This window comes from Arthrobacter sp. NicSoilB8 (genome assembly GCF_019977355.1).
Classification (GTDB): Bacteria; Actinomycetota; Actinomycetes; order Actinomycetales; family Micrococcaceae; genus Arthrobacter.
Genome location: NZ_AP024655.1, coordinates 3,496,610 through 3,521,973 on the forward strand (window position 1 = coordinate 3,496,610; position 25,364 = coordinate 3,521,973).

Annotated in this window: 24 protein-coding genes and 1 riboswitch; of the genes, 8 read left to right on the top strand and 16 right to left on the bottom strand. The window is 69.5% G+C overall.

The annotated features are described in order from the left end of the window. Positions 1-51 precede the first annotated feature (51 nt). The 9 genes from LDO15_RS15710 to hemE all read right to left on the bottom strand — a co-directional run bounded on the left by LDO15_RS15710 (position 52) and on the right by hemE (position 10,159). On the bottom strand, positions 52-1,164 hold the full coding sequence (locus LDO15_RS15710; protein ID WP_223979993.1) for an LLM class flavin-dependent oxidoreductase: 1,113 nt from the start codon (positions 1,162-1,164) through the stop codon (positions 52-54). Next, the gene (gene hemB, locus LDO15_RS15715) at positions 1,161-2,144 is read right to left on the bottom strand and encodes a porphobilinogen synthase (RefSeq protein WP_223979994.1); all 984 of its coding nucleotides are present in this window, start codon (positions 2,142-2,144) and stop codon (positions 1,161-1,163) included. The genes LDO15_RS15710 and hemB overlap by 4 nt, the downstream gene beginning before the upstream one ends. Continuing rightward, complete coding sequence (locus LDO15_RS15720; RefSeq protein WP_223979995.1) at positions 2,141-3,163, bottom strand: uroporphyrinogen-III synthase; 1,023 nt, start codon at positions 3,161-3,163, stop codon at positions 2,141-2,143. The genes hemB and LDO15_RS15720 overlap by 4 nt, the downstream gene beginning before the upstream one ends. A 19-nt stretch (positions 3,164-3,182) precedes the next feature. Further along, on the bottom strand, positions 3,183-4,181 hold the full coding sequence (gene hemC / locus LDO15_RS15725) for a hydroxymethylbilane synthase (protein WP_223979996.1): 999 nt from the start codon (positions 4,179-4,181) through the stop codon (positions 3,183-3,185). After that, positions 4,178-5,458 (bottom strand): ferrochelatase, encoded by a 1,281-nt coding sequence (locus LDO15_RS15730; RefSeq protein ID WP_223979997.1) that lies wholly within the window; start codon positions 5,456-5,458, stop codon positions 4,178-4,180. Before LDO15_RS15730 ends, hemC begins: the two co-directional genes overlap by 4 nt. Further along, on the bottom strand, positions 5,455-6,201 hold the full coding sequence (gene hemQ / locus LDO15_RS15735; RefSeq protein WP_223979998.1) for a hydrogen peroxide-dependent heme synthase: 747 nt from the start codon (positions 6,199-6,201) through the stop codon (positions 5,455-5,457). Before hemQ ends, LDO15_RS15730 begins: the two co-directional genes overlap by 4 nt. 139 nt (positions 6,202-6,340) lie before the next feature. Then, positions 6,341-7,138, bottom strand: coding sequence for a hypothetical protein (locus tag LDO15_RS15740; RefSeq protein WP_223979999.1), 798 nt, complete (start codon positions 7,136-7,138; stop codon positions 6,341-6,343). A 427-nt stretch (positions 7,139-7,565) separates the two neighbouring features. Further along, the gene (gene hemG, locus LDO15_RS15745) at positions 7,566-9,116 is read right to left on the bottom strand and encodes a protoporphyrinogen oxidase (protein WP_223980000.1); all 1,551 of its coding nucleotides are present in this window, start codon (positions 9,114-9,116) and stop codon (positions 7,566-7,568) included. A 5-nt stretch (positions 9,117-9,121) separates the two neighbouring features. After that, complete coding sequence (hemE, locus tag LDO15_RS15750; protein WP_223987461.1) at positions 9,122-10,159, bottom strand: uroporphyrinogen decarboxylase; 1,038 nt, start codon at positions 10,157-10,159, stop codon at positions 9,122-9,124. Positions 10,160-10,449: 290 nt separating this feature from the next. On the opposite strand from hemE, the gene LDO15_RS15755 reads away from it, so the two are divergent. Beyond that, entirely contained in the window at positions 10,450-11,808 is a 1,359-nt protein-coding gene (locus LDO15_RS15755) for a glutamyl-tRNA reductase (protein WP_223980001.1), read from the top strand. A gap of 30 nt (positions 11,809-11,838) precedes the next feature. Here the strand turns inward: LDO15_RS15755 and LDO15_RS15760 are convergent, their stop codons facing one another. Together LDO15_RS15760 and moeB are read right to left on the bottom strand one after the other, a co-directional pair. Beyond that, on the bottom strand, positions 11,839-12,861 hold the full coding sequence (locus tag LDO15_RS15760) for an SDR family NAD(P)-dependent oxidoreductase (protein ID WP_223980002.1): 1,023 nt from the start codon (positions 12,859-12,861) through the stop codon (positions 11,839-11,841). Between the two features lie 75 nt (positions 12,862-12,936). Continuing rightward, positions 12,937-14,160 carry a molybdopterin-synthase adenylyltransferase MoeB gene (gene moeB / locus LDO15_RS15765; RefSeq protein ID WP_223980003.1) on the bottom strand — a complete coding sequence of 408 codons (1,224 nt, stop codon included), beginning with the start codon at positions 14,158-14,160 and terminating at the stop codon, positions 12,937-12,939. Between the two features lie 170 nt (positions 14,161-14,330). On the opposite strand from moeB, the gene LDO15_RS15770 reads away from it, so the two are divergent. The 3 genes from LDO15_RS15770 to LDO15_RS15780 all read left to right on the top strand — a co-directional run bounded on the left by LDO15_RS15770 (position 14,331) and on the right by LDO15_RS15780 (position 15,653). Beyond that, a complete protein-coding gene (locus LDO15_RS15770; protein WP_223987463.1) occupies positions 14,331-14,978 on the top strand; it encodes a TetR/AcrR family transcriptional regulator in 648 nt (215 codons plus the stop codon). A 61-nt stretch (positions 14,979-15,039) separates the two neighbouring features. Beyond that, on the top strand, positions 15,040-15,264 hold the full coding sequence (locus tag LDO15_RS15775) for a DUF3107 domain-containing protein (RefSeq protein WP_223980004.1): 225 nt from the start codon (positions 15,040-15,042) through the stop codon (positions 15,262-15,264). Positions 15,265-15,350: 86 nt separating this feature from the next. Further along, entirely contained in the window at positions 15,351-15,653 is a 303-nt protein-coding gene (locus LDO15_RS15780) for a cytochrome c-type biogenesis protein CcmH (protein WP_223980005.1), read from the top strand. Between the two features lie 175 nt (positions 15,654-15,828). Here LDO15_RS15780 and LDO15_RS15785 read toward each other — a convergent pair whose 3' ends face one another. The 3 genes from LDO15_RS15785 to thiO all read right to left on the bottom strand — a co-directional run bounded on the left by LDO15_RS15785 (position 15,829) and on the right by thiO (position 18,268). Further along, positions 15,829-16,620 carry a thiazole synthase gene (locus LDO15_RS15785; RefSeq protein WP_276572952.1) on the bottom strand — a complete coding sequence of 264 codons (792 nt, stop codon included), beginning with the start codon at positions 16,618-16,620 and terminating at the stop codon, positions 15,829-15,831. A gap of 38 nt (positions 16,621-16,658) precedes the next feature. Continuing rightward, on the bottom strand, positions 16,659-16,895 hold the full coding sequence (thiS, locus tag LDO15_RS15790) for a sulfur carrier protein ThiS (RefSeq protein WP_223980006.1): 237 nt from the start codon (positions 16,893-16,895) through the stop codon (positions 16,659-16,661). Then, complete coding sequence (thiO, locus tag LDO15_RS15795) at positions 16,892-18,268, bottom strand: glycine oxidase ThiO (protein ID WP_223980007.1); 1,377 nt, start codon at positions 18,266-18,268, stop codon at positions 16,892-16,894. The genes thiS and thiO overlap by 4 nt, the downstream gene beginning before the upstream one ends. Then, a riboswitch (TPP riboswitch) is annotated at positions 18,262-18,382 on the bottom strand. Its footprint overlaps the gene before it by 7 nt. Before the next feature lie 26 nt (positions 18,383-18,408). On the opposite strand from thiO, the gene thiE reads away from it, so the two are divergent. Continuing rightward, positions 18,409-19,116: a thiamine phosphate synthase gene (gene thiE / locus LDO15_RS15800; protein ID WP_223980009.1), complete on the top strand. Its 708-nt coding sequence runs from the start codon at positions 18,409-18,411 to the stop codon at positions 19,114-19,116. Between the two features lie 79 nt (positions 19,117-19,195). Here the strand turns inward: thiE and LDO15_RS15805 are convergent, their stop codons facing one another. Beyond that, positions 19,196-19,867: a ferritin-like fold-containing protein gene (locus LDO15_RS15805; protein WP_223980011.1), complete on the bottom strand. Its 672-nt coding sequence runs from the start codon at positions 19,865-19,867 to the stop codon at positions 19,196-19,198. A gap of 41 nt (positions 19,868-19,908) precedes the next feature. Here LDO15_RS15805 and LDO15_RS15810 point away from each other — a divergent pair, with 41 nt between their 5' ends. The 3 genes from LDO15_RS15810 to LDO15_RS15820 all read left to right on the top strand — a co-directional run bounded on the left by LDO15_RS15810 (position 19,909) and on the right by LDO15_RS15820 (position 24,357). After that, on the top strand, positions 19,909-21,414 hold the full coding sequence (locus LDO15_RS15810) for an RNB domain-containing ribonuclease (RefSeq protein ID WP_223980013.1): 1,506 nt from the start codon (positions 19,909-19,911) through the stop codon (positions 21,412-21,414). 307 nt (positions 21,415-21,721) lie between these two features. Further along, entirely contained in the window at positions 21,722-23,476 is a 1,755-nt protein-coding gene (locus LDO15_RS15815; RefSeq protein ID WP_223980015.1) for a DEAD/DEAH box helicase, read from the top strand. 8 nt (positions 23,477-23,484) lie between these two features. Then, entirely contained in the window at positions 23,485-24,357 is an 873-nt protein-coding gene (locus tag LDO15_RS15820; RefSeq protein ID WP_223980017.1) for a site-specific DNA-methyltransferase, read from the top strand. A gap of 95 nt (positions 24,358-24,452) precedes the next feature. Here LDO15_RS15820 and LDO15_RS15825 read toward each other — a convergent pair whose 3' ends face one another. Next, the gene (locus LDO15_RS15825) at positions 24,453-25,298 is read right to left on the bottom strand and encodes a PHP domain-containing protein (protein WP_223980019.1); all 846 of its coding nucleotides are present in this window, start codon (positions 25,296-25,298) and stop codon (positions 24,453-24,455) included. Between the last annotated feature and the right edge of the window lie 66 nt (positions 25,299-25,364).

The following is a 25,364-nucleotide window of genomic DNA, read 5'->3' on the forward strand; positions in this document are numbered from 1 at the left end:
TTCTTTCAGTTCACAGCCGGCCAGGTCGCAGCCGGCCGGTTCGCAGCGTAGTCAGTTCGCAGTGGAGTCGCCGGCCGGCGAACCGGACAGCAGGGCGGCCACGCGGGGCGCCACCTCGGTGCCGAACAGTTCGATGGAGCGCATCATGGCCGTGTGCGGCAGGGTGCCGTTGCTGTACTTGAGATCAAAGCGGTCCACGCCCAGGTTCTTCTTCAACAAGGCAATCTTCGCGGCCACGGTTTCCGGGGACCCCACGTAGAGTGCGCCCTCGGCGGTGCACATGGCGTCGAATTCGGCCCGGCTCCCCGGGCCCCAGCCGCGCTCCGCGCCCAGCCGGTTGCGCATCGCGATCCAGTGCGGGAAGAACTCCTCCCGCGCTTCCTCGTCGGTGGCGGCAATGTGGCCGGGCGAGTGTGTGGCCATTTGCTGCATCGGCTGCCCGTATTTGGCCATGGCCTCACGATAGAGGCCGGCCAGCGGGGCGAAGGACCGCGGCTGGCCGCCGATGATCGCGAAGATGATCGGGTAGCCGTACTCGGCGCAGCGAAGCACTGATTCGGGCGTGCCGCCGACACCGATCCAGGTGGGCAGGAGGTGGTGTTCCAGCGGCGGATAGACGCTCAGTCCGTTGATGGCCGGCCGGGTGCGTCCCTCCCAGTGGACGGGTTCCTGCGCCCGGACCTTGTCGAAGAGTTCGAGCTTTTCCTCGAAGAGGACGTCGTAGTCTGCCAGGTCGAGGCCGAACAGCGGGAAGGATTCAATGAAGGAGCCGCGGCCCAGCATGACTTCCGCGCGGCCGCTGGAGATGGCGTCCACGGTGGCGAAGCGCTGGAAGACCCGGATCGGATCATCGGAACTGAGCACTGTCACGGCGGAGCCGAGCCGGATGTGCTTGGTGCGGGCGGCCGCGGCGGCCAGGAAGACTTCGGGCGCGGACACCGCGAAGTCGCGCCGGTGGTGCTCCCCCACCGCGAAGGCGTGCAGGCCGATCTCGTCGGCGAGCTCAGCCTGCTCGAGGAGCTGCCGCAGGACCTGGGCGTGCGGGACGGGGTGGCCGTCGGGGAAGACGCCGACGTCACCGAAGGTGTTCAGGCCCAGGAGGATCCGCCCGGGCCCCACCGGGGCCGTGGGAGAGGGAGTCCGGGACTCGTGGGCCGTGGTCACCGGGATTCCCTGAGCCAGCCGGCGAGTTCGCTCGCCCAGTAGGTCAGCACCATGTTGGCGCCGGCACGCTTGATGCCCAGGACGGATTCGGTGATGGCGGCCCGGCGGTCGATCCAGCCGTTCGCGGCGGCGGCCTCGATCATCGAGTATTCGCCGGAGATCTGGTACGCGGCCACGGGCACCGGGCTCATGGCGGCGACGTCGGCGAGGATGTCCAGGTAGCTCATGGCGGGCTTCACCATGACCATGTCGGCGCCTTCGGCCAGATCCAGGTCCACCTCGAGAATGGCCTCGCGGCGGTTGGCGGCGTCCATCTGGTATGTGCGGCGGTCCCCGGTCAGCTGCGAGTCGACGGCCTCCCGGAAGGGCCCGTAGAACGCGGAGGCGTATTTCGCGGCGTAGGCCACGATGGCGGTGTTGGCGTGCCCGGCGTCCTCCAAGGCCTGCCGGATCACGGCGACCTGGCCGTCCATCATGCCGGACGGGCCGAGGACGTGGGCCCCGGCGTCGGCCTGTGCGACAGCCATCTGGCCGTAGATCTCCAGGGTCGCGTCATTGTCCACGTAACCGTTGGCGTCCAGGACGCCGCAGTGGCCGTGGTCGGTGAATTCGTCGAGGCACACATCGCTCATGACCACGAGCTCGTCGCCGACCTCGGCGCGGACGTCCCGGATGGCCTTGTTCAGCACGCCGTCGGGGTCCAGGGAGGCGGTGCCGCGCGCGTCCCGGACGGCCGGGACACCGAACAGCATGATCCCGCCGACGCCCAGCTCTACGGCCTCGGCCGCGGCGCGCTTGAGCGAATCGGTGGTGTGCTGCTGCACGCCGGGCATCGAGGCAATCGGGTTGGGCTGGGTCAGGCCTTCACGGATGAAGGCGGGAAGGATCAGTTCCGCGGCCGAGAGGCGGTGCTCGGCGGTCAGCCGCCGCATGGCGGGCGTGGTGCGGAGCCGGCGCGGCCGGTGGGTCGGGAAGCTCATGTGTTGTCCTTCGCTGGATGCTCTGCTGGAAAACGTACGGCTGGAAAGAGATTTGCTGGAAATCGAACTGCCGGTGAGTGCTCTGCCTGTGCGCGGCCGGCTGCTGAGGTCCCGGCGGCCGGCTCCGCCACCGGCTGGGAACGGACGACGGCGGCGACGAGGCCTGACGCGGTCGGGGTTTCGGCGACGGCGGCGACCGTGAGTCCAAGCTCAGCCGCCTCCGCCGCCGTCGAACGCCCGATCGCGACGAACTTGCATCTGCCGAGCGGGGCGAGGTCCGCAAGGATGCGGCGCGCCGCACTTGGTGACGCGGCGACGACGGCGTCGAGCCGGCCGGCGACGATCTCGCGTTTCGCTTCGGCGGCTGTCAGGACGTCGGCGGGCGCGCCGGCGTCGGCGCCCTGCAGCGGCGGCTGGCAGGGCGGCAGGCTCAGGCCTGGATTAGCAGGGTAGTCCACCGTCCGGTACGCCGTGACTGCCTGCACCGAGGCGCCGCGGGCCTCCAGCCCGCGGCGGAGCCTGGCATCGGCGATGTCGGCCTGGGGCAGGAGCACGCTGCCGCGGCCTTCCGGCCAGACTCCCAGCAGGCCGGTCCCGGACTGCAGTGCCGTTGGCGCGAGGTCCACGCTGATCCCCCTCGATTCGAGGATCTGCCGGGTGGCGGGCCCGATCGTGGCCACCTGGACGTGGCCGGGAAGCCATGCGGCCAGCGTGGAGCCGCGTTCCGCGGCCTTGCCCTCGAGCACTTGGACTGTGGTCACGCTGCTGATGACGAGCCAGTTGTAGGCACCGGCGCCGAGGGCGTCGAAGGCGACGTCCAGGGAGTGCTGGTCGCGTGCCATCTCGAAGTCGATGAGGGGCAGCAGCACGGGCTCGGCACCCAGCCGGCGCAGGGCCGCGATGAGCTCACCGGCGCGGTCCGGGCTACGGGCGATCAGGATCCGGGCACCGTCCAAGGCTCCCCGGGCGTGACCGTCCGGCCCGCTGTTGCCCTTGTGGCTGGCGTTGTCGCGTCCCATATGCGGTGGATCCCCCGGTTCAGGAAGCGGTCAGGTCAGCGATATCGGCGGCTCCGCGGGCCAGCAGGACTTCGGCCAGTTCGATTCCCAGCAGGGTCGCGCCGACCTCGGTCAGCCCGTCGGTCGCCTTCCGGTCCCGGACACTGGCCGTGCCGTCGACGGCGCAGACCACGGCTTCGAGGTACAGCATGCTTCCCTTGCGGTACGCATAAGCGCCCACCGGCGCGGCACAGCCTGCCTCCAGACGGGCCAGGAGCGCCCGCTCGGCGGTGACGGCGAGCCGCGTGTCCGGGTCATCGAGTGCCGCGAGGGCCTGGGCGAGGACACCCTGGGAGCCTTCGGTGGACCCGGCCTTGCGTGGTGCGTCGGCGGTACGGCACTCGATCGCAAGAGCTCCCTGCCCGGCGGCGGGCAGCATGATGTCCGTCTCAAGGTATTCGCTGACCGTATCCAGCCGGCCGATCCGGTGCAGGCCGGCGGCGGCGAGGACGACGGCGTCGAGGTCACAGGACTTGCCGTCCACGACGTCGTCGGTGGTGTTCCCCGGCAGCCCGGGAACGCGTCCCAGCCGGGTGTCCACGTTGCCGCGGATATCCCGGATGTCCAGGTCCGGCCGGGCGGCGCGCAACTGGGCCGCACGCCGCGGCGAGCCGGTGCCCACGCTTGCGCCCGCAGGGAGGTCGGCGAGCTTGTACCCGTCCCGCGCGCAGAGGACGTCACGGACGTCGACGCGTTTCGGCGTCGCCGCGAGGGTCAGCCCGAGGGCCGCACCGGTGGGCAGGTCCTTGAGCGAATGCACGGCGACATCGCACGCGTCGCGCAGCAGCGCGTCGCGCAGGGCCGCCACGAAGACCCCGGTGCCGCCCATTTGGGACAGCGAGCCGGTCAGGACGTCGCCGTCCGTCCGGATGTGGACGAGCTCCACGGGAAACCCGCCGACGGCGGCGAGCTGGTCTGCGGTCTGTTGGGTCTGGGTGAGAGCCAGCGTGCTGGCGCGGGTGCCGATCCGGACGGTCACGGCGCTGCCTGACCGGCCGCCGGGCCCGCCGAATCCGCGGCGGCGGGTGCTGCCGCCGGATGGGGATCGTGCCCGGTCCCGACCGTGGTGTCGGCGCCGGCGATCGTGGGCTTTTCGCCGCGGAAGTTCGCGCAGCAGCCAGGCCGGCAGACGTCGTACCAGGGGCCGAGCCCGGTCAGGTGCGGCCGGTCGGCGATGTTGTTCGCCGCGGTCCGCTCGCAGATCAGGTCCACGATTCCGGAAACGAACTTGCGGTGCGTTCCCGGCGTCGGGACGCGGGTGGCCGTCAGGCCGAGCTTGCCGCAGGTTTCCAGCGCCTCGGTGTCAAGGTCCCAGACGACTTCCATGTGGTCGCTGACGAAGCCCAGGGGCACAATCACGACGCCCTTGACGCCCTGGCCGGCGAGGTCCTCGATGGCGTCGTTGATGTCGGGTTCGAGCCACGGCACATGCGGAGCCCCGGACCGGGACTGGTAAACAAGGGACCACGGGGCGGTCAGCCCGGACTCGGCTTCAACCCGGCGGATGACCTCGGTGCCGGTGGCCAGGTGCTGGGCCACGTAGGCGGAGTCTTCGTCGAAGTGGCGGGGCTCGCCCTCGGAACGGCCGGCGGCCTCGGCGTCACGGGTGGGGATGGAGTGGGTGGCGAACAGGATGTGCACCGGGGCGTCGGGAGTGCCGGCCGCGGCGAGCCGGGCGCGGACGTCGGCCAGGCCGGCGGCGGTGCCCTCGATGAAAGGCTCGACAAAACCCGGGTGGTCAAAGTACTGGCGCACCTTGTCCACCTCGAGTTTTCCGTCCAGCCCGGTGTCGGTCAGGGCGATGCCGATGTCCTCGCGGTACTGGCGGCAGCTGGAGTAACAGGAGTAAGCGCTCGTGGTGACCATAAGGACCTTGCGGTGCCCGGCGTCGTACATGTCCTGGAGCGTCTGCGGGATGTAGGGGTTCCAGTTGCGGTTGCCCCAGAAGACCGGCAGATCGATGCCCCGGGCGGCGAGCTCGGTCTCCATGGCGGCCTTGAGCGCGCGGTTCTGGGCGTTGATGGGGCTGATGCCGCCGTTGGCGCGGTAGTGGTGCGAAACCTCTTCGAGCCGTTCATCCGGGATGCCGCGGCCCCGGGTGACGTTGCGGAGGAACGGGATGACGTCCTCCTGGCCTTCCGGGCCGCCGAAGGAGGCAAGGAGGACGGCGTCGTAGTCCTTGGGAGCCATCCTGCCGGCCTCGGTGACGGGGTTCACGGCGGTAACGGTGGCTGTCTGCGGATCAAGCGGGCTCATGCAAGGACCTCGGCGATCTCTGCGGCGCTGACGCGTCGGCCGGTGTAGAAGGGGATTTCCTCGCGGACGTGGTGGCGCGCCTCGGTGGCGCGCAGGTGCCGCATCAGGTCCACGAGGTCCACGAGTTCGGGCGCTTCCAGGCCGAGGATCCATTCCCAGTCGCCCAGGGCGAAGGAGGAGACGGTGTTGGAGATGACCTGCGGGAAGTCGCGGCCCAGCAGGCCGTGGTCGCGGAGCATCGCGCCGCGTTCGGCGTCCGGCAGGAGGTACCACTCGTAGGAGCGGACGAACGGGTAGACGCACAGCCATTCGGCCGGTTCCACGCCGCGGGAGAAGGCGGGCGTGTGGTTCTTGGCGAACTCCGCCTCGCGGTGGACGCCCATGGCGGACCAGGCGATCTCGGTACCGGCGAAGAGCTTGCTGCGCCGGATGTCCCGGACCGCCCGCTGCAGGTCCTCGGCCTTCGGCCCGTGGAGCCAGACCATGATGTCCGCGTCGGCGCGCATGGCGGAAACATCGTAGCTGCCGCGGTGGACCACGCCGGCCTCGGCGAGACGTTTCAGCAGCGACTCGAAGTCCTCGGCCGCGTCCTCGCCGCGGAGGACGTCTGCGGACCGTTTGAAAACGGTCCAGAGGGTGAAGAACTGCTCGGTTGAATTGTCGGGCGCCGATGCCCCGGCGACTGATTCTCCGGGGACTGACATTCCGGTTTTAGTGACAGATTCGGCAGAAGTGTGGCTCATGCATACCAGTCTGCCTCCTCTCCTCAGCTAAGTCGAAAAAAAGCACTTCTACAACGCGTAGAAGTGCTTTATTTCACATGCCGCGGCAAAATCCGGCGGAGGGCGTGACCGCAGTGGCTTTGCCGGACCGCCGGCGGCCTCAGCTCCGGCGCATCCTGACGACGGCGACGCCGGCGCCGAGGGACAGCGCCACCAGGCAGATACCCCAGCCGATGAGCGGTGACGGCCCGGCGGGTTCCACCTCCGACGTGGCCTGCAGGGATGTGCTTCCGGAATGGCCCTTGGCCGCGGCCGGCGCCGTTGCCGAGCCGGCCTTGTTTGAGCCTGCCAAGGAAGGCCGCGCCGTGGCAGAGTTCGACGGCGATGCTTGCGTCCCGGTGCCGCTTCCGGCCGGTGCTGATCCGGACTGGGGCCCGGCGGCCGTGCCGGCGGCCGGCGCTGATCCGGCGGCCGCGCCCGCGTCAGGCGCTCCCGGCGCAGGCGTGGCGGGCGGCGTGCCCGGGACCGACGGAGCGGAAGGCTGCGGAGCAGTAGCTGACGGGGTACCAGAGGGCGGGGTGCTGGCGCGCGGGGCCGTGGGCTCGGGGCTGCTGGGGTCGCCGGGTTCCGGGGTGCCAGGCTCCGGGGTGGCGGACTCGGGGTCCGTCGGCTCCGGGCTGCTGGTGCGCGACGGCGGCTGCGACGGGGTGGACTCATCCGAGCCGGCGGACGGCGAGGGGCTCTGCGTCGGCGCGGAGCCCAGCAGGCTGTCCAGCACATCATCCAGGCCGAGGGTCAGCGAGCCCTGAGCCGACGGCGGAGTGGACGCTGCCGCGGAAAGCCCCGTGGCGGCGTGGGAAGCGGGAACCCCCGCGGTGACCGCCAGTACCACTCCGAGCGCCGCCGCTGCTGCGCCGCGCCGCAGTCCCCCATGGCGCCCGGTCTTCGTTGTTGACACGTTGGACCTGAAAATAACCATGGTCATCGAGCCTAGCCGGAATCGATCGGGAGGAAAAACCGGCTAAAAACCGCGGATTACCGGAAAGTAACCCAAGGGGTCGGAGAGATGCGGGGTGCATCTGGGACCGCTGTGATTCCTGTGGCTCACGGGGTCCAACCGGCCCGGAATACCGGACTTCGAACTGGCAATCTTCACGGCGTTTGGCCGTCGGCAGGACCATCCGGGACGGAACCGCGGGCCACCTCTGAGTGCGGAAGCTCACGCCCCCGAATCTGGGACAACCTGGGGCAACGCCGTCGGGGCAGCACTGTCGGGCAACGCCGTACGGGGCCGCACCGCCGTCGGGCAACGCCGTACGGGAACGCGCCGCCGGGCGGAACCGCATAGGGCGGCAGCTCCGGGCAGCAGAGTCCCAGGCACACGCTCAGGGCAGCAGGCTGCGGACCTGCCGCGGAGTGTCGGCCACGATCGCCGCGAGCCCGTTGCCGGACAGCCACCCGCCCACAACGGCGAGCGTGCCGTCCGCGGCACAAATGCTCCGGACGGCCTCGACACGCTGTTTATGGCCCAGCGAGGCAAACGGCAGCGCGCCGCCCCAGCGGACCACGTCCCAGCCGGCCACCTCCCCGGCACTGACGGGGACAGCGAGCAGGGCCGACGCATCGGCCAGCGCGGCGTTGAACAGTTCATCGTCCGAGCGCGGCGCGGCGGCACCCGGCCCGCGGGAATCCGGGCTTCCGCCGTGGGTTCCGCCGGGGGCAACGCCCCGACCGTAGGAGAGCCGGAGCACATGCCGGCCCGGTCCGGTCCGGTCCGCCAGCCACGCCCACTTGGCGGTGGCATGCGTCAGCGCCTTGGCCTGCACTCCCGGGCTCTGCGGCGCCACGAGCACGCCCGTGCCGCGGGGCGCCCGGTCCAGGGCCGGGAGGTCCACCACGAGGGTGACCAGGCTGACATCGGGTCCGGCATCGGGGCGGAGGGCGGCCAGCTCCGGCAGGACTTCCTCAAGCAGCCCGACGGCGGCCGGGCCCTCGACCGCGACCACGAGCAGACCGGCGTCGTAGGCGGCCTGGTCCGTGGTCACCCTCCAGCCGCCGGCCGTGCGGTGCACGGACCGGGCACGGGTGCCGCTGAGCAGCGTGACGCCGCGCTGCCGAAGATCGGCCAGCAGAGCGGCCACGAGCGTGTTCATCCCGCCGCGCAGGCCGGCGACGGCGGAGCCGGCTTTCTGAAGACCGCCAGACTGGACCTTCGCCGGTCCGGCCGCATCGGCAGTCGCGGTTATTCCGGCGGCAGCGGACGGCGCTCCCCTGCGCTGGGCCGCGACGGCGGCGGCGAGGGAACCGTGCTGGCGGATCCCGGCCCGCAGGCCGGGTGCCACCATGTCGACGTCGAGTACGGCGGGATCTGCGGAGTGGACTCCGCCGACTACGGGTGCCACGAGCCGGTCCAGCACGCGCCTGCCCATCCGCCGGCGGACCAGCGCTGAGACGCTCGTGGCCTCGGCGGCGGTGCCCAGCGAGGCTGGCAGCACGGCGTCGATCGAGGCACGCAAGGAGCCAAGCAGGCCCAAGGAGCGGCGGACTTCCGGGTCCCACGGGCTGGCCGGGATGCCCAGCACGCCGGTCCTGGGCAATTCCCTCGGGCCGTCGGGCAGCTGGACCCAGGCGCCGCCGGGGTTGGGAACGACAATTTCATCGGCAATCCCGAGTTCGGCTGCGAGATCGGCCACCGCGGCGGTGCGGGTGGCGAAGGACTCCGCCCCGCTGTCCAGGGTCAGACCGGCCACGGCATGGCTGCCGACACAGCCGCCCCAGGCGTCCCCGGCCTCCAGGACGGTAGTGCGGACGCCGGCCCTGGCGAACTCCCGGGCCGCGAGCAGACCAGAAATCCCGCCCCCGACCACGACCGCGGTCCCGTCAAGGGAGGGTCCTGCCGTTCCTTCCGCGGACGTTCCGGCGGCGCCTGCCTCCATGCCTTCTACTCCGGAGAGATGGAGTGGATGAGTTCGACGACGCGCGTCAGCACGGCGGGATCCGTCTCCGGGGGCACGCCGTGGCCCAGGTTCAGGACGTGGCCCGGCGCCGCGGAGCCGGCCCTGATCACCTCGCGGACATGCGCTTCCAGGACCTCCCAGGGTGCGGAGAGGAGCGCGGGGTCGATGTTGCCCTGCAGCGGAACGGACCCGCCCAGGCGGCGGTTGGCCTCGTCCAGCGGCAGCCGGTAGTCGACCCCCACGACGTCGACGCCGACGTCGCGCATGGCGACGAGCAGTTCAGAGGTGCCGGTGCCGAAGTGGATCAACGGCGCCCCGAGGTGGCGGACATGGTCCAGGGCCCGGGACGACGCCGGCGCAACGAAGCGCTGGTAATCGGCCAGCCCGAGGGAGCCGGCCCAGGAGTCGAAAAGCTGCGCAGCCGAAGCGCCGGCTTCCAGCTGTGCCCGAAGGAACATGCCGGAGGCGTCGGCGGCCCAGTTGGCCAGCGCCGTCCAGGTTTCCGGGTCGGCATGCATCATGGTGCGCGGACCGAGGTGGTCGCGGGAAGGCTTGCCTTCCACCATGTACGCGGCGAGCGTGAAAGGAGCGCCGGCGAAGCCGATCAGCGGAGTGCTGCCGAGCTCGGCCACAGTGAGCCGGACGGCTTCGCGGATGGGTTCCAGGGCCTCCCAGGTCAGCTGCGGAAGGGCAGCAACGTCCTCGGCCGTGCGCACCGGCACGTCCAGGACAGGGCCCACGCCGGGCACGATGTCCACGCCGACGCCAGCCAGTTTGAGCGGGATGACGATGTCCGAGAAGAAGATGGCGGCATCGACGTCGTGTCGGCGGACCGGCTGCAGCGTGATCTCGGAAGCCAGCTCCGGGCGGAGGCACGAGTCGAGCATCCCGACGCCCTCGCGGACCTTGAGGTATTCCGGCAGCGAGCGGCCGGCCTGGCGCATGAACCAGACGGGACGGCGGGAGGGCGTGCCGCCGCGGTATGCGGTGATCAGCGGGGAGCCCGCGGTGCGGCCGTCCATCAGCGGGTGTCCGGCATCGAGGCCGCCGGCGGCACCATTTGCCGCCGCTTCGGCAGTTGCGCCGTTCCCGGACGTACTGAATGTTGTCGTGCCGGCACTTGCCGCAGCGCTTGGAGTCATGACTTCGATTGTGCCCAAATTTGCGCCTAAAAGATAACGACAGCCTGTCACGCGGGCCGTCACACTGGCCACGAGTGCTGCGCGGTGGCGGGAATCACACGCCGGGGTGCCGGACCCCACTCCGGAATAGTTGTTCTACACGGACACGAAAAAGCTATGATGGTCCTGCTGTGGTTCTTTTCTCATTGGTGGCTACACACGCCGACATCGACCTCGAAACCGTTGCTCAGTTGAGCACCGGTGCTTCCGGGCTTGCCACATCCGCCCTCGCCGGATCGCCGGCCGTGGCGGGTGCCGTTGTCCTTGCCACCTGCAACCGCTTTGAAATCTACGGTGAAGCCCCGCATCCCGACGCAATCGGCGCGGCCCGCGCGGCCCTCATCACCCAGATCAGCGGCGCCAGCGGACTCAACGACCAGCTGGTCTCCCGCGCCTTCAGCACCCGCACCGGCGCCGAGGTCAGCCAGCACCTCTTCGCGGTCAGCTCGGGCCTGGACTCCGCCGTCGTCGGCGAACGCGAAATTGCCGGCCAGGTCCGCCGCGCCCTGATCACCGCCCAGCACGAGGGCACCGCGAGCTCCGGCCTGGTCCGGCTGTTCCAAGCAGCGTCAAAGACCGCCAAGGACGTCGGCGCGCAGACCGCGCTTGGTTCGCGCGGCCTCTCGATCGTCTCCGTGGCGCTGGATCTTGCCACGGACTTATCGGAGAACCCGGACTGGTCGGCCAAGAAGGCGGTCGTCTTTGGGACCGGCGCCTATGCCGGGGCCACCATGTCGCTGCTGCGTGAACGCGGCTGCACCGATGTCAGCGTCTATTCCTCCTCGGGCCGCGCGCCCGGTTTCGTCGCCACCCGCGGCGGCACCGCCCTGGATGAGGGCAGCCTCGCCGACGCCGTCGCCGCTGCCGACGTCATGATCGGCTGCAGCGGCTCCGACAGCCGGGTCGAAGCGGACGATCTGGGCCGGATCCGGGCTAACTCGTCGCAGCCGCTCATCGCGATCGACCTGGCCCTGACCCACGACTTCGACCCCGCAGTGGGCGACCTCGACGGCGTCGAACTCCTCACGCTCGAATCGGTCCGGCTCGCCGCACCCCAGGAACAGGCCGAATCACTGGCCCAGGCCAGCAGCATTGTGTCCGGTGCGGCCAGCGCCTTCGAGCAGGAGCGCGAGGCCCGCTCAGTGGACTCGGCGATTGTCGCCCTGCGCCGTCACACGATGAATGTCCTGGACGCCGAAATGGAAAAAGTCCGGGCCCGGCACGGCTGCACTGCGGCCGCCGAGGAAGTCGAATTCGCCCTGCGCCGCATGGTGAAACAATTGCTGCATGTCCCCACCGTCCGGGCCCGCGAGCTGGCCGCCAACGGACAGCAGGATGTCTACGTCGCGGGCCTCGAGGCGCTGTACGGCATCACAGTGGAGCCCTCCCCCGCCGCTGCCGGTGTTCGGGCCTCCGAAGCGGAGTGCCCCGTGGAGCACGCCGGCGGGGACAGCAGCCCCGCCGCCGGCGATATCCGCGAAACCGCGTAGCTAACCGGCACTATCCGTAACCCTCCCGGCCTAGCCGGGAAAAGCGTTGATCCCGGTCATTTCGGCCGACACCTGCCACAGCCGTGCGGCAGCCTCCCGGTCCACAGCGTGGGCGTCCACGCCCCTGATCCTCGCGTCGGGTGAGCCTGGCGCCGTGAGTTCGGCGATCTCGCAGTCCTCACAGTAGACGCCGCCCATACCGTCGAGCGCCGGCGCCGTCGCGGCCCAGACCGAGGTGGCCGCACCCTGCGCCGGTGTCTTGAACCGGGAGTCGACGGTGCCGTGCTCGTCCATCCAGCCCGCAGCAATCATTTCCTCCCGTGGCAGGTGCCGCTGCAGTTCCGTCATGATGCCGCCGGGATGCACGGCGAAGGCGCGCACGCCGAAGTTCCGGCCCAGGGCGTCGAGCTGGACGGCGAAGAGTGCGTTGGCCGTCTTGGCCTGGCCGTACGCCCGCCACTTGTCGTAGCCGGAGTCGAAATTGATGTCATCGAAGCGGATCCCGGACAGCTTGTGTCCGGTGGAGGACAACGAGACCACGCGGGCCTTCCCCGCCGCGGCCAGCGCCGGCCACAGCAGGTTGGTGAGGGCGAAGTGGCCCAGGTGGTTCGTGGCGAACTGCGCTTCCCAGCCCGGACCCACCCTCTGCTCCGGACTAGCCATGATGGCGGCGTTGTTGATGAGGATATCCAGGCTGCGGGGCGTGCCGGGAGCCGCGCCGGCCAGGAAGCCCGCGGCGAACTCCTTCACGCTGTCCTGGTCCGCCAGATCCAGCCCGGCCACGCTGACGTCGCCGCCGCGGGTTCCCGGCGTCAGCCCGGCCGCGGCGAGGACTTCGCGGGCGTGCTCCGGCCGCCGGGCCGGCACCACCACCGCGGCACCGGCGGATGTCAGGGCCCGTACGGTCTCCAGGCCCAGCCCCGAGTAGCCGCCCGTGACGATCGCGGTCCTGCCGGACAAGTCGATGCCCGCAATGACCTCCGCGGCCGTCGAATCCCGGCCGAAGCCGGAGCCAATCTTCCGCTGGGGTGTCAGGGTGTTTTCCTCGCTCATGACCAAGCCTTTCGCTGGAGACGCCATGGGGACGGATATTTCCTTCGGAGCCGGGATGTGAACGGCCGGCCGGCTTCAGTAAACGGGCTTCCCGGGTTCCACGTCCCGCACCCAGGCCAGGATGCCGCCCTCGAGGTGGCTGACGCGCTCGTATCCGGCGGCTCGGGCCGCGGACAGGACAGCGGCGGACCGTGTTCCGGCCTTGCAGTGGAAGACGATTTCGGCGTCCTGGGGCAGTTCCTGCCAGGCTTCCCCGGCAAGGATGCGGCCCTGCGGGATCAGCACCGACCCGTCAATGCGGACGATCTCGTACTCCCCGCTTTCCCGTACGTCCACCAGGTGGAAGTCCTTGAGGCCGGCCTGGCGGGAGGCCAGCATGGTGGCGAGCTGGGTTGCCGTCACCGTGTGCTCGGTACCCGCGTCCGCCGCCGGGGTTATCCCGCAGAAGGCCTCATAGTCGGTCAGCTCCGTGATGCGCTCGGCCTCAGGGTCCCTGGCCACCTTGATCTCCCGCCACGTTCCGCCCAGCGCGTCATAGAGCGCCAGCCGGCCCAGAAGGGACCGCCCGACGCCGGTGATCAGTTTGACGGCCTCGGTCACCATGAGCGACCCGACGGCGGCACACAGCATGCCGAACACGCCGCCCTCCCCGCAGGAGGGCACGGATCCGGCCGGCGGCGCCTCCGGGTAGAGGTCCCGGTAGGTGGGCCCATGCTGTTCCCAAAAGACGCTGACCTGGCCGTCGAAGCGGAAGATCGATCCCCAGACGTAGGGCTTGCCGAGGATGGCGGCTGCGTCGTTGACGAGGTAACGGGTGGCGAAGTTGTCGGCGCCGTCGAGAATGAGGTCGTAGCCGGCGAAGAGGTCCAGGGCGTTGGACGCGTCGAGGCGGACGTTGTGGAGCCGGACGTCCACGAGCGGGTTCAGGGCGTCAATGGCATCGCGGGCGGACTCGATCTTGGGCCGGCCCACGTCCGCGACACCGTGGATGATCTGCCGTTGGAGGTTGCTCAGGTCGACGTCGTCGTCGTCGACGATGCCGAGGGTCCCGACCCCGGCCGCGGCGAGGTAGAGCAGTGCCGGAGAGCCAAGACCGCCGGCCCCAATCACGAGGACTTTCGCGTTCTTGAGGCGGCGCTGGCCGATCGCGCCGATCTCGGGAATGATCAGGTGGCGCGAGTAGCGTTCCACCTCGTCCGGGCTGAGATCCGCCGCCGGTTCAACCAGCGGTCCAGGCCGCTGGTCCAGCTGGGTCCGGGGGGTTTCGGGGGCACCATTGGGGGTGAACTTGGAAGCCATACTTCAATCTATGCCCGAAGATACCGCAAGGTCATATTACCCGCGCGTAAAGTGTTGTTCAGTGCACTGTAGATGTGTGTAAGTGCAGTTGAGTGCAAGTGCAGTTGAGGCGCATTGCGCGCTATTGGGTGAATAGGGAAAGAAGGCCGACAGTGGTTCATCAGGCACCGGTGGAGCGGGACGAGTCCGGCAAGCAGCCGGCCGGGCAGACGCGGAGCGGACAGCGCTCGGCACGCCTTCCCCGTGACGAACGCCGGGCGCAGCTGCTGGCGGCCGCGCAGGAAGTCTTCGTGGCGAACGGTTACCACGGTGCGGCCATGGATGAGATCGCCGAGACCGCGCATGTCAGCAAGCCGGTGCTGTACCAGCACTTTCCGTCCAAGCGCGACTTGTACCTGGCCCTCCTGGACAGCCACCTCAGTAAGCTGATCGACCTCCTGCTGGGGGCTCTAAATTCCACTACTGACAACGACGAACGCGTCCAGGCGGTCATGCGTGCCTACTTCCGCTTCATCGCCCATGACGATCAGGCGCACCGGCTCGTCTTCGAATCGGACCTGATCAACGACCCCGACGTCAGCGCACGGCTGGAAACATTCAACAAGACCTTTGCCGACGCCGTCGCCCGCGTCATTGCCGAGGACACCAAGCTGCCGGAGCTGGAGGCCCAACTCCTGGGCCGCGGACTCGCCGGGATGGCCCACGTGAGCGCCCGGTACTGGCTGGAGACGGACGGAAACCTGGACCTCGATGTGGCCAGCGATCTCATCTACCGTTTAGCTTGGCGCGGAATCTCCCGCTTCCCCAAGGAGACCTAGACTACAACTAGAGATTGACCTTAGACATTTATTTGACCTTGACTGGCTGGGAGGCCCTGCTGTGGAAGTAAAGATTGGCATTCAGAATATCGGCCGCGAAATTGTCCTCGAATCGACCCAGGATGCCGAAGCGGTTGCCAAGGTGGTGGGCGACGCGATCGCCAAGGGCAGCGAACTGCGGCTCAAGGACGACAAGGGCCGCCTGGTGATCGTCCCCGCGAACGTACTGGGCTATGTTGAAATCGGGGCAGAAGAGGCCCGCCGCGTCGGCTTTGGCGCCCTCTAACCCGGCTCTATTCCTGCCTTCGCTGACGCCTTCGTCGCTCCTGTTTATTTCGCTCCCGTTTACTTCACTATCGTGAGGGGTCCTGAATGCTTTCCCTGATTGTGGTCGCCATGGTGACCGTTGCCGCGGGCTTCGTGGTGTGGGCCAATGACAAGCGACACACGAAGTACGGCGTCAGTGTCCCGGCGGGCGTCGCCGTCTCGGTCGGCATGCTGAGCTGGATCATCTTCATGGCGGCCGGGTTCGGCTACCAGCCGGGCCTGACCTGGATCCCGTGGATTCTGCCGCTGCTTCTGGGCACTGCAGCCGCCATCGCGGCAGTGGTGTACCTCGGCAAGACCCGGACCCGGCACGACACCGAGCGGCTGACCGCCATCCTGAAGCTCTAACAGGCCTCACAGGCGGCCGGCAGGACAGCGCCTGCTCCCGGGCCCGCTTCGTCCGGTCCGAGGCCGTCCTGCACAGGCACAGCCGGTCCCCGTGCGCACCCGTGCGCATCCGTGACCACGTACCCACCAGGGTGCGTGGTCACGGTTCGTTGGGGCCCGGAGGCCGCCGGGCCCGTTAGAGGAACTCGGCCCGGCCCTCCATGGCCGATGACGCCAGTGCGTGCTCGCGCCGCGGTATCCTGCCGGCCGCTTTCGCCAGCCTGCCGGCGATGACGGCGTGTTTGAAGGCCTCGCCCATGAGCGCGGGGTTCTGGGCCCTGGTCACGGCCGTCGCCAGCAGCACGGCGTCGCAGCCGAGTTCCATGGCCAAGGCCGCGTCCGAGGCCGTGCCGATCCCGGCATCGAGCACCACGGGCACGGACGCCCGGGAGACGATCAACTCGATGTTGTGGGGGTTCAGGATGCCCAGGCCGGTGCCGATCGGTGCGCCCAGCGGCATCACGGCGGTGGCACCGAGGTTTTCCAGCCGGAGGGCAAGGACGGGATCGTCGTTGGTGTAGGCGAAGACCTTGAAGCCGCGGGCCACGAGTTGCTCTGTCGCGTCCACGAGCTCCACCGCGTCCGGCAGCAGGGTGTGCTCGTCGGCAATGACCTCGAGCTTGACCCAGTCGGTTTCCAGGGCCTCCCGGGCCAGTTCGGCGGTGAGGACGGCGTCCTTGGCGGTGAAGCAGCCGGCCGTGTTGGGCAGCACCCGGATGTGGTGGTCCACGAGCAGCTGGAACAGCGAGCCCGTCTCCGCCGGCGAATAGCGGCGCATCGCGACGGTGGTCAGTTCCGTCCCGGAGGCCAAAAGCGCCGCCCCCAGCCCGTCCAGGCTCGGCGCGCCGCCGGTGCCCATGATGAGGCGGGAGCCCAGCGTCACGCCGTCGACCACGAACGGATCGGCTGCCATCCTGACGGCCGGCATGGCCGGGGTTCCTGCGTAAGTTGTCTCGTTCATGGTGGTTATCCTCCCTGGACTGCCGTGACAAGTTCGACGTCGTCGCCGTCGGCGAGCGCGGTGGCGTGCCACTGGCTGCGCGGCACCACCTCGGCGTTGCGGGCGACGGCGACGCCGAGCTTCCGCCCGTCGGCAGCCCGGCCGTCGGGGCCGATGTTCCGGCCGGTGAGCTGGCTTACGAGCGTGCTGACGGAGGCGCCGTCGGCGACGGTCTCCTCCGTTCCGTTCAGTCTGATGTTCATGCTGCTTCCTTGTCGGGGCTGTCCCCGGACGTGTCCGGGATGCGGGAAAAACGGTCGGGGCGGAACCCGGCCCAGCGCGGGTCCGGCGTCCCGTCCATGAGTTGCCGGCACACGGCGGCGGCAGCGGGGGTCAGCAGGACGCCGTGCCGGAAGAAGCCCGTGGCGATGATGAGCCCTGTGATGTCCCCGCCGTCCGTGCCCGGGACCCGTCCCAGCAGCGGGGCGTTGTCCGGCGTGCCGGGGCGTGCCCGGGCGGTGGTTTCCAGGAGCTCCAGTTCTGCTACCGCGGGCACCAGCTGCTGTGCGTCACGCAGCAGCTGGTAGACGCCGCCGGCAGAGACAGCGTGCGGGTCCGACGGGCCGTCCTCGCGCTGGGTGGCGCCGATCACCACGGTGCCGTCCTGCCGGGGGACGATGTAGACCGGCACCCCGCGCACCATGCCCCGCACGGTGGCCGTGAGAAGCGGCTGCAGGTGCTCGGGCACGCGGAGCCGGAGGATGTCGCCGTAGACCGGCCGCAGGGGCAGCGCCAGTCCGGCGGGCAGGTCGTCGAGGCCGGCGGCGCCGAGCCCGTTGGCCACCACGGTTTCCGCGGCGCGCACGGAGCCGCCGCCCGCGAGCCTGACACCCGCAACGCGGCCGTCGTCCCAGAGCAGCCCCGCCGCGCGGCGCCGCACGAAGCCGCTGCGGCCGTCTGCGCCGAGTAGGTCGGCGAGCCGGGCGATCAGGAGCCGGGGGTCCACCTGGTGGTCGGCCGGGATGTCGAAGGCGCACGAGATGCCGGGGCTCAGCAGCGGCTCCCGGCCGCGTGCCTCCCGCACGGTCAGCGGTTCGACGGTCAGCCCGCAGGCCTGCTGGACTTCCCGCAGGTCCGCGAGCGCGCGCCGGTCCGCCGCGTCTGCCCCGACGGCGAGGGTCGGCGTCGTCAAATATCCCGTGCCGGCGCCTGGTTCTGTGCCGGCGGCACCGATTGCCGCTGCGAACGCGGGCCACAGGCGGGAGGACTCAAGCATCAGTTCCAGGAGCTGTTCTTCCTGGTAGTGCAGCTCGCTGACGGGGGCCAGCATGCCGGCCGCGGCCCAGCTGGCTCCGCTGCCGGGCGCGTCATCGATCAACACCACCGAGCGGCCGGCACGGCTGGCCTCGAAGGCGATGCCATGGCCGATTACCCCGCCGCCGATCACCGCAACGTCGACGGTGATGTCCCCTGCTGTGATGTCCCCTGGGCTGACATCCCCTGCGGCGGCGTGCCGGGCGGCAGTTCCGTGTCCGGCACCGGGCCCGGGCCCGGGCCCGGGCCCGGGCCCGGTGTCACAATCCAGGGAAGCGGCGTCATCTGCGGCTTCGGCTTCGCGGCTGGCTCTTGTGCCCATGAAAAATTCCTTCCCTACGCCGGTACTAGCCGGATCAGGTCAAGCGGTCGGCTCTGACGCCCTCTCAGCCGGGCAGCGTTGACATGGCTGCTGCGGGCTCCCGCGGTATGCGCCCAGTTTAGAGGAACTAGGCTTGTCCCATGAGCCAGGACTCCCTCCACACCACTGCCCGCCTCTATTTGTGCACCGACGCCCGCCGTGACCGCGGCGACTTCGAAGACTTCGTGGACGCCGCATTTGCCGGCGGGGTGGACATCATCCAGCTGCGCGACAAGTCGCTGGAGGCGGCCGAGGAACTGGAACTCCTTGCGGTCGTGCACGCCGCGGCGCAGCGCCACGGACGGCTCTGGGCCGTCAATGACCGGGCGGACATCGCCTCCTTGTCCGGGGCGCCGGTGTTCCACATCGGGCAGAAGGACATTCCGCTCGACGCCGCCCGCGGCTTCCTCGGCAAGGACACCGTGATCGGCCTGTCCACCCACAACGCGGAGCAGGTTGACGCGGCCATCGCGTCCTCGCCCGGCCGCAAGGGACTCGACTACTTCTGTGTGGGGCCGGTGTGGGCCACTCCCACCAAGCCGGGCCGCGCCGCCGTCGGCATCGACCTGGTGCGCTACGCCGCCCAGGCGGCCGGCCCGGCGGATGCGGACGGGACCGGCCAGGTCGACGGCCAGGCCGGAAGCCTGTTGCCTTGGTTCGCGATCGGCGGGATCGACCTCGGCAATGTGGAGGAGGTCGTCGACGCCGGTGCCCGGCGGATCGTCGTGGTCCGGGCCATCACCGACGCCGATGATCCGGCGCACGCCGCTGGCGCGCTGCTCGCGGCGCTGGATGCCGCTGATTCCTGAGCGGGCCCCCGCAGGCTCCACCGGCGCCCGCCAGCTCCCCGGCACGCAGCCGGGCGTGTCCCGGCACCGGCCATCCGGCCTACCCGGCGAGCCCCAGCCCGGCCATCCGGCGCGAGTGGTTCGCCGCGAGTTCTGCCGTCAGGGCCCTGACCAGTTCCCTGGCACCGGCGTCATCCAGGCCTGAGAGGCCGCCCAGGAACGCGTGTTCCAGGCTCACCCGCTGGGCCTGGGTCAGTGCCTCGCCGAGCAGGCGCCTGGCCCACAGCGCCAGGCGCGACGCCAGCCGGGGGTCATCGGCCAGGGCCGCCTTGAGGCGCTCCTGCAGCACGGCCGTGGACGCTTCGGTGGACTGGATCCGCCCGATCAGCTCCCGGGTGCCGGCGTCGACATACCGGGCGACGGCACGGTAGAAGTCGGCCGAAACCGTGTCGATCACGTAGGCCTTCATGAGCGATTCGTACCAGTCCGCGGGGCGGGTGCGTTCGTGGAAGTGATCCACGGAGGGCTGGAACGGCAGCATGGCCGCCTCGGTATCCAGGCCCATCTCCTCGAGCCGGGCCCGGACTAGTTCGTAGTGCTGGAACTCGACCACGGCAATCCTGCCGAGCACCGCACGGTCATGCAGCGTGGGCGAATACCGGGCATCCGAGGAGAGCCGTTCGAAGGCCGAAAGCTCGCCGTACGCCATGACTCCCAGCAGATCCGCCAGGAAGCTGTTGTAGCGGGCAGGATCGCCCGGGATTGCGCTCATATTCCAAGACTAATCGCGGAAATCGGGCTACCCTGATTTTCGTGTCACATCATCGCCTGACCCCGAGCGTCCACGAGCAGCAGAACCAGCTTGCCGAGGCCCTCAAGGCGTTGCGCACCACGCTGGAACTGCCCGGTCCGTTCCCCGAGGACGTGCTGCGCGATGCGGAGGCGGCGGTGGCCGAGCACAAGCTGCCGGACCTGGACTTCACGCATGTCGAGTTCGTAACCATCGATCCGGCGTCGTCCACCGACCTCGACCAGGCCCTGTTCATCGAACGGAGCGGCGAGGGCTACAAGGTGTTTTACGCCATCGCCGACGTCCCGTCCTTTGTCGCCCCGGGCGGGGCGCTCGACGCCGAGACCCGCCGCCGCGGTCAGACGTTCTACACCCCGGACGGCCGGATCCCGCTGCACCCGGAGATTATCAGCGAGGCCGCCGGCAGCCTGCTTGCCGGGCAGTTGTGTGCGGCGTTCGTCTGGGAATTCGAGCTCGACGCCGCGGCCGAGGTGACCTCCGTGCTCGTGCGCCGGGCTCAGGTCCGCAGCCGCGCGAAGCTCAACTACAAGGGCGTCCAGGCCGAGCTCGACGCGGGCACCGCGGCACCCGTGCTGCAGCTCTTGAAAGAAGTGGGCATCAAGCGGGTGGAACTGGAACGCAAGCGCGGCGGCGCGAGCCTGAATATGCCCGAACAGGAGATCCAGCAGCTGCCCGACGGCGGCTACCGGATTGTGGCTGCCCCGCCGCTGCCGGTGGAGGACTGGAACGCCCAGATTTCCCTCATGACCGGGATGGCGGCCGCCGCACTGATGCTCCAGGGCAAAGTCGGCATCCTGCGTACCATGCCCGCCCCGGACGAGGCGTCGCTACGGCATTTCCACCGCCAGACCCACGCCCTCGGCAAGCCCTGGGACGGGGAGATGCGGTACGGCGAGTACCTGCGGACGCTCGATCCCACGGACCCCCGGCAGCTGGCAATTGTGCATTCGGCCGGCATGCTCTTCCGCGGTGCCGGCTACACGCCCTTCGACGGCACCGTGCCGCAGGCCGCCGTCCAGGCCGCCATCGGCGCGGCCTACGCCCATTCAACGGCGCCGCTGCGGCGGCTGATCGACCGCTTCGTGCTGGTGATCTGCGAGGCCTTGAGCAACGGCACCGAAGTTCCGGCCTGGGCCAGGGCGGCCCTGCCGTCCCTCCCGGCCATCATGGCCACCTCGGACCAGCTGGCCGCAAAGCTGGAGCGGCTGTCGCTGGACACCGTGGAGGCGGCGCTGCTGGTCAACCACGTCGGTCAGGAATTCGACGCCCTCGTCATCTCCGGCGCCAAACCGGTCAAGGGCGCAAACGTCAACGCCGCCGTCGGGGTCAACGGGAACGGCAGCAAGGCCAACGGCAACGGGAACGGGCCGTCCGGGATCGTCCAGATCGCCGAACCCGCCGTGACGGCACGGTGCCCCGGCGAGTTGGAACCGGGCACCCGGGTCCGGGTCCGGGTGGTGTCCTCGGACATCGCCACCCGCGAGATCCGGCTCGAGCTCGTGGGCTGACGCTTCGCTGCCGGGTACGCTCCGGTGGCGCGATCGCGGCTCCAGTCGAGGATCGGGACTATTGCCAGCTAGACTGGAGAAGTAGAAATGGATGCCCGGTCGTTGATTTCCATGATTTTCGAATTCAACAAGCCCGCCCCTACGCGATCTTGAGATACGCCCGCTGGTCCCCAGTGCCAGCATTTAGATAGCCCGCGATCGGCTTCCACTGGAAATGCTTGCGCCCCTGAGCGTGCTCCGGAACGGCCACCACGGCCGGCCCCGTTGAGCAAGCAGCGCAGCCCAAAATGAATAAGGAAACTCACCTGTGAGTGAATTGCACACGCACCAGCTTCTGACCGATGAGTCCGGCACAGAGACCATCGAGCCCGAAGAGACCATCATCTCGGACGAAAAGCCGCACGAGATCGCCGAAAAGACCTTTGCCGACTTCAATGTCCGCGCCGACATCGTGGAGTCCCTGGCCGACGCCGGCATCACCCACCCCTTCCCGATCCAGGCCATGACCCTGCCTGTCGCACTGGCCGGGCATGACATCATCGGCCAGGCCAAGACCGGTACCGGCAAGACCCTCGGCTTCGGCATCCCGGCGCTGCAGCGCGTCGTCGGCCGCGACGACGCCGGCTTTGACAAGCTGGCCGTTCCGGGCGCGCCGCAGGCCCTGGTGATCGTGCCCACGCGCGAACTCGCCGTCCAGGTGGCCAAGGACCTCGAGAATGCCGCGAAGAAGCGCAATGCCCGCATCGCCACCATTTACGGCGGCCGAGCTTACGAGCCGCAGGTCGAGGCGCTGCAGAACGGCGTCGAGGTTGTCGTCGGCACCCCCGGCCGCCTGATCGACCTCTACAAGCAGAAGCACCTGAGCCTGAAGAACGTCAAGATCGTCATCCTGGACGAGGCCGATGAGATGCTGGACCTCGGGTTCCTGCCGGACGTCGAGACCCTGATCGCCGGGACCCCCGCGGTCCGCCAGACGCTCCTGTTCTCGGCCACCATGCCCGGCCCGGTCATCGCCATGGCCCGCCGCTACATGACCCAGCCGACCCACATCCGCGCCGCCGACCCGGACGACGAGGGCCTGACCAAGCGCGATATCCGCCAGCTGATCTACCGTGCCCACAGCATGGACAAGGTGGAGGTCGTCGCCCGCATCCTGCAGGCCCGCGGACGCGGCCGCACCATCATCTTCACCAAGACCAAGCGCACCGCCGCGAAGGTGGCCGAGGAACTGGTGGACCGCGGATTCGCCGCGGCCGCCATCCACGGCGACCTCGGCCAGGGCGCCCGTGAGCAGGCGCTGCGCGCCTTCCGCAACAACAAGGTGGACGTCCTCGTGGCCACCGATGTCGCTGCCCGCGGCATCGACGTCGACGACGTCACGCACGTGATCAACTACCAGTGCGTCGAGGACGAGAAGATCTACCTGCACCGCGTCGGCCGCACGGGCCGTGCGGGCAACAAGGGCACCGCCGTCACCTTTGTCGACTGGGATGACATGCCGCGCTGGGGCCTGATCAACAAGGCCCTGGGCCTGAGCTACCCCGAGCCCGTGGAGACCTACTCCTCCTCGCCGCACCTGTTCGAGGAACTCGATATCCCCGAGGGCACCAAGGGCCGGCTCCCCCGCGACAAGCGCGTGCTGGCCGGCGTCGACGCGGAGGTCCTCGAAGACCTCGGCGAGACCGGCAAGAAGAACTCGCGTGGCGGCGCAAAAGACGGCGCCCGTGATGGCAGCCGCAGCGGCAGCCGCGAAAGCACTCGTACCGGCGGCCGTGAGAGTGCCCGTGAAGGCAGCCGCACCGGCGGCCGCGACACGCGCCGCAGCGGCGCCGAGGCCGGCGGACGCACCGGGGACCGTCGTCGCCGTCCTGCGGACGCCGAAGCCGCTGCAGCCTCCACTGCCAGCGGACAGGGCACCGAAGCTGCGGCCAGCGCCGCTCCCTCGAAGGCCCCGACCGAAGTTGACCGGGCGACCCGTGCCCGCCGCCGCACCCGCACCCGCCGCCGCAACGGCGAAGTGGTGGCCGGCGGCGACGCCCAGCCGAGCGGCGCCGAGGCCTAATCCCCTCCATGACTGAGACCGTCTGGGCGCCGGACGGCAGCAACCTGGTGGTTCACGCGGACAACGCGGCATACCTCCCCACGCTGCCGGACGGCGCCTTCACCCTGATATATGTGGACCCGCCCTTCAACACCGGCCGGGTCCAGCGGCGCCAGGAAACCCGGATGGTGCTCAACGCCGGCGGCGAGGGTGACCGAGTCGGGTTCAAGGGCCGTTCCTATGACACCATCAAGGGCGCGCTGCACAGCTACGACGACGCTTTCAGCGACTACTGGTCGTTCCTCGAGCCCCGGCTCGTGGAAGCCTGGCGGCTGCTGGCCGACGACGGCACCCTCTACCTGCATCTGGACTACCGTGAAGTGCACTACGCCAAGGTCATGCTGGACGCGATCTTCGGCCGCGAGTGCTTCCTGAACGAGATCATCTGGGCCTACGACTACGGCGCGCGGGCCAAGTACCGCTGGCCCACGAAACACGACAATATCCTTGTCTACGTCAAGAACCCGGCGAAGTACCACTTCGACAGCGCCGAGGTGGACCGCGAGCCGTACATGGCGCCCGGACTGGTCACGCCGGCCAAGCGCGAGCTCGGCAAGCTGCCCACGGACGTCTGGTGGCACACGATCGTTTCGCCGACCGGCAAGGAGAAGACCGGCTATCCGACGCAGAAGCCCGAAGGCCTGATCCGGCGCGTGGTCGCGGCCTCCAGCCGCCCCGGCGACTGGTGCCTGGACTTCTTCGCCGGCTCCGGCACGCTCGGCGCCGTGGCCGCGAAACTCGACCGCAGGTTCGTGTGCGTGGACCAGAACCAGGCCGCCGTCGATGTCATGGCCAAGCGCCTGGCCGTTCAGGCGCAGTTCACGTCGTTCCCGCCGGCCTGACTGCCCTTCCCGGTACTGCCTCTCGGTCAGGCCCGGTACTGCCTCCCGGTCAGGTCCGGTACTGCCCTTCCGGTCAGGTGCGGCCCCGCCGGTCCTCAGCGCACCACGGCAGAACCCGTACCGAGTTCCTCGATCCGGGCAAAGACTTCCGGCGAGGTCAGGTTCTCCCCCAGCAGGTTCGGCTTCCCGGTGCCGTGGTAGTCGGAGGACCCGGTGACCAGCAGGCCGTACTTTTCGGCGATGCGGCGGAGGAACACCCTGCCCTCCTCGGGGTTGTCCCGGTGATAGATTTCCAGGCCGGCCAGCCCGGCGTCGATCATCTCCCGATAGGTCTCCTCCCCCACGATCCGCCCGCGGGCAGAGGCAACGGGGTGGGCAAAGACCGGCACGCCGCCGGCTGCACGGACCAGTTCGACGGCGAGCGCCGGCTCCGGCGCATAGTGCTGGACCCAGTAGCGCGAACGTGAGGTCAGGATGGAGCCGAAGGCCTCGGCCCGGTCTTCCACTACGCCCGCGGCAACGAGCGCGTCGGCGATGTGCGGGCGGCCGAGGGTGGCGCCCGGCGCGACATGGTGGATCACGTCGTCCCAGGTCAGCGGGTAGTCCTCGGCCAGCAGGGTGACCATCTTTTGCGCCCTGGTGTGCCGGGCGTCCTTGGCCTTGGAGATTTCCTCTAGCAGCCCGGGATGGGCGGGGTCATGGAGGTAGCTCAGGAGGTGGACGCTGATGCCTTCCGCTGTCCGGCAGGAGACCTCCATGCCCGGGACCAGGGCGACCCCGGTCCTCCGGGCGGCGGCGGCGGCCTCAGCCCACCCGCCGGTGGAGTCGTGATCGGTCAGCGCGACGACGTCGAGCCCGGCCCCCGCGGCGGACTCAATGACGTCAGCCGGCGCCTGGGTGCCGTCGGAAACGTTCGAGTGCGCATGCAGGTCAATCCTCACCTCACCAGCCTAGTAGATGGCCGGATCCAAAGCCGCAGCCCGAGAGGGCGGATCGGGTCAGGCCGG

What these genes read in the sequence shown, in the direction of transcription:
- hemB (WP_223979994.1), bottom strand. Translation starts at nt 2,144, where the DNA reads ATGAGCTTCCCGACCCACCGGCCGCGCCGGCTCCGCACCACGCCCGCC.
- LDO15_RS15720 (WP_223979995.1), bottom strand. Translation starts at nt 3,163, where the DNA reads ATGGGACGCGACAACGCCAGCCACAAGGGCAACAGCGGGCCGGACGGT.
- LDO15_RS15730 (WP_223979997.1), bottom strand. Translation starts at nt 5,458, where the DNA reads ATGAGCCCGCTTGATCCGCAGACAGCCACCGTTACCGCCGTGAACCCC.
- hemQ (WP_223979998.1), bottom strand. Translation starts at nt 6,201, where the DNA reads ATGAGCCACACTTCTGCCGAATCTGTCACTAAAACCGGAATGTCAGTC.
- hemG (WP_223980000.1), bottom strand. Translation starts at nt 9,116, where the DNA reads ATGGAGGCAGGCGCCGCCGGAACGTCCGCGGAAGGAACGGCAGGACCC.
- hemE (WP_223987461.1), bottom strand. Translation starts at nt 10,159, where the DNA reads ATGGACGGCCGCACCGCGGGCTCCCCGCTGATCACCGCATACCGCGGC.
- LDO15_RS15760 (WP_223980002.1), bottom strand. Translation starts at nt 12,861, where the DNA reads ATGAGCGAGGAAAACACCCTGACACCCCAGCGGAAGATTGGCTCCGGC.
- moeB (WP_223980003.1), bottom strand. Translation starts at nt 14,160, where the DNA reads ATGGCTTCCAAGTTCACCCCCAATGGTGCCCCCGAAACCCCCCGGACC.
- LDO15_RS15780 (WP_223980005.1), top strand. Translation starts at nt 15,351, where the DNA reads ATGCTTTCCCTGATTGTGGTCGCCATGGTGACCGTTGCCGCGGGCTTC.
- LDO15_RS15785 (WP_276572952.1), bottom strand. Translation starts at nt 16,620, where the DNA reads ATGCCGGCCGTCAGGATGGCAGCCGATCCGTTCGTGGTCGACGGCGTG.
- thiS (WP_223980006.1), bottom strand. Translation starts at nt 16,895, where the DNA reads ATGAACATCAGACTGAACGGAACGGAGGAGACCGTCGCCGACGGCGCC.
- thiO (WP_223980007.1), bottom strand. Translation starts at nt 18,268, where the DNA reads ATGGGCACAAGAGCCAGCCGCGAAGCCGAAGCCGCAGATGACGCCGCT.
- thiE (WP_223980009.1), top strand. Translation starts at nt 18,409, where the DNA reads ATGAGCCAGGACTCCCTCCACACCACTGCCCGCCTCTATTTGTGCACC.
- LDO15_RS15805 (WP_223980011.1), bottom strand. Translation starts at nt 19,867, where the DNA reads ATGAGCGCAATCCCGGGCGATCCTGCCCGCTACAACAGCTTCCTGGCG.
- LDO15_RS15820 (WP_223980017.1), top strand. Translation starts at nt 23,485, where the DNA reads ATGACTGAGACCGTCTGGGCGCCGGACGGCAGCAACCTGGTGGTTCAC.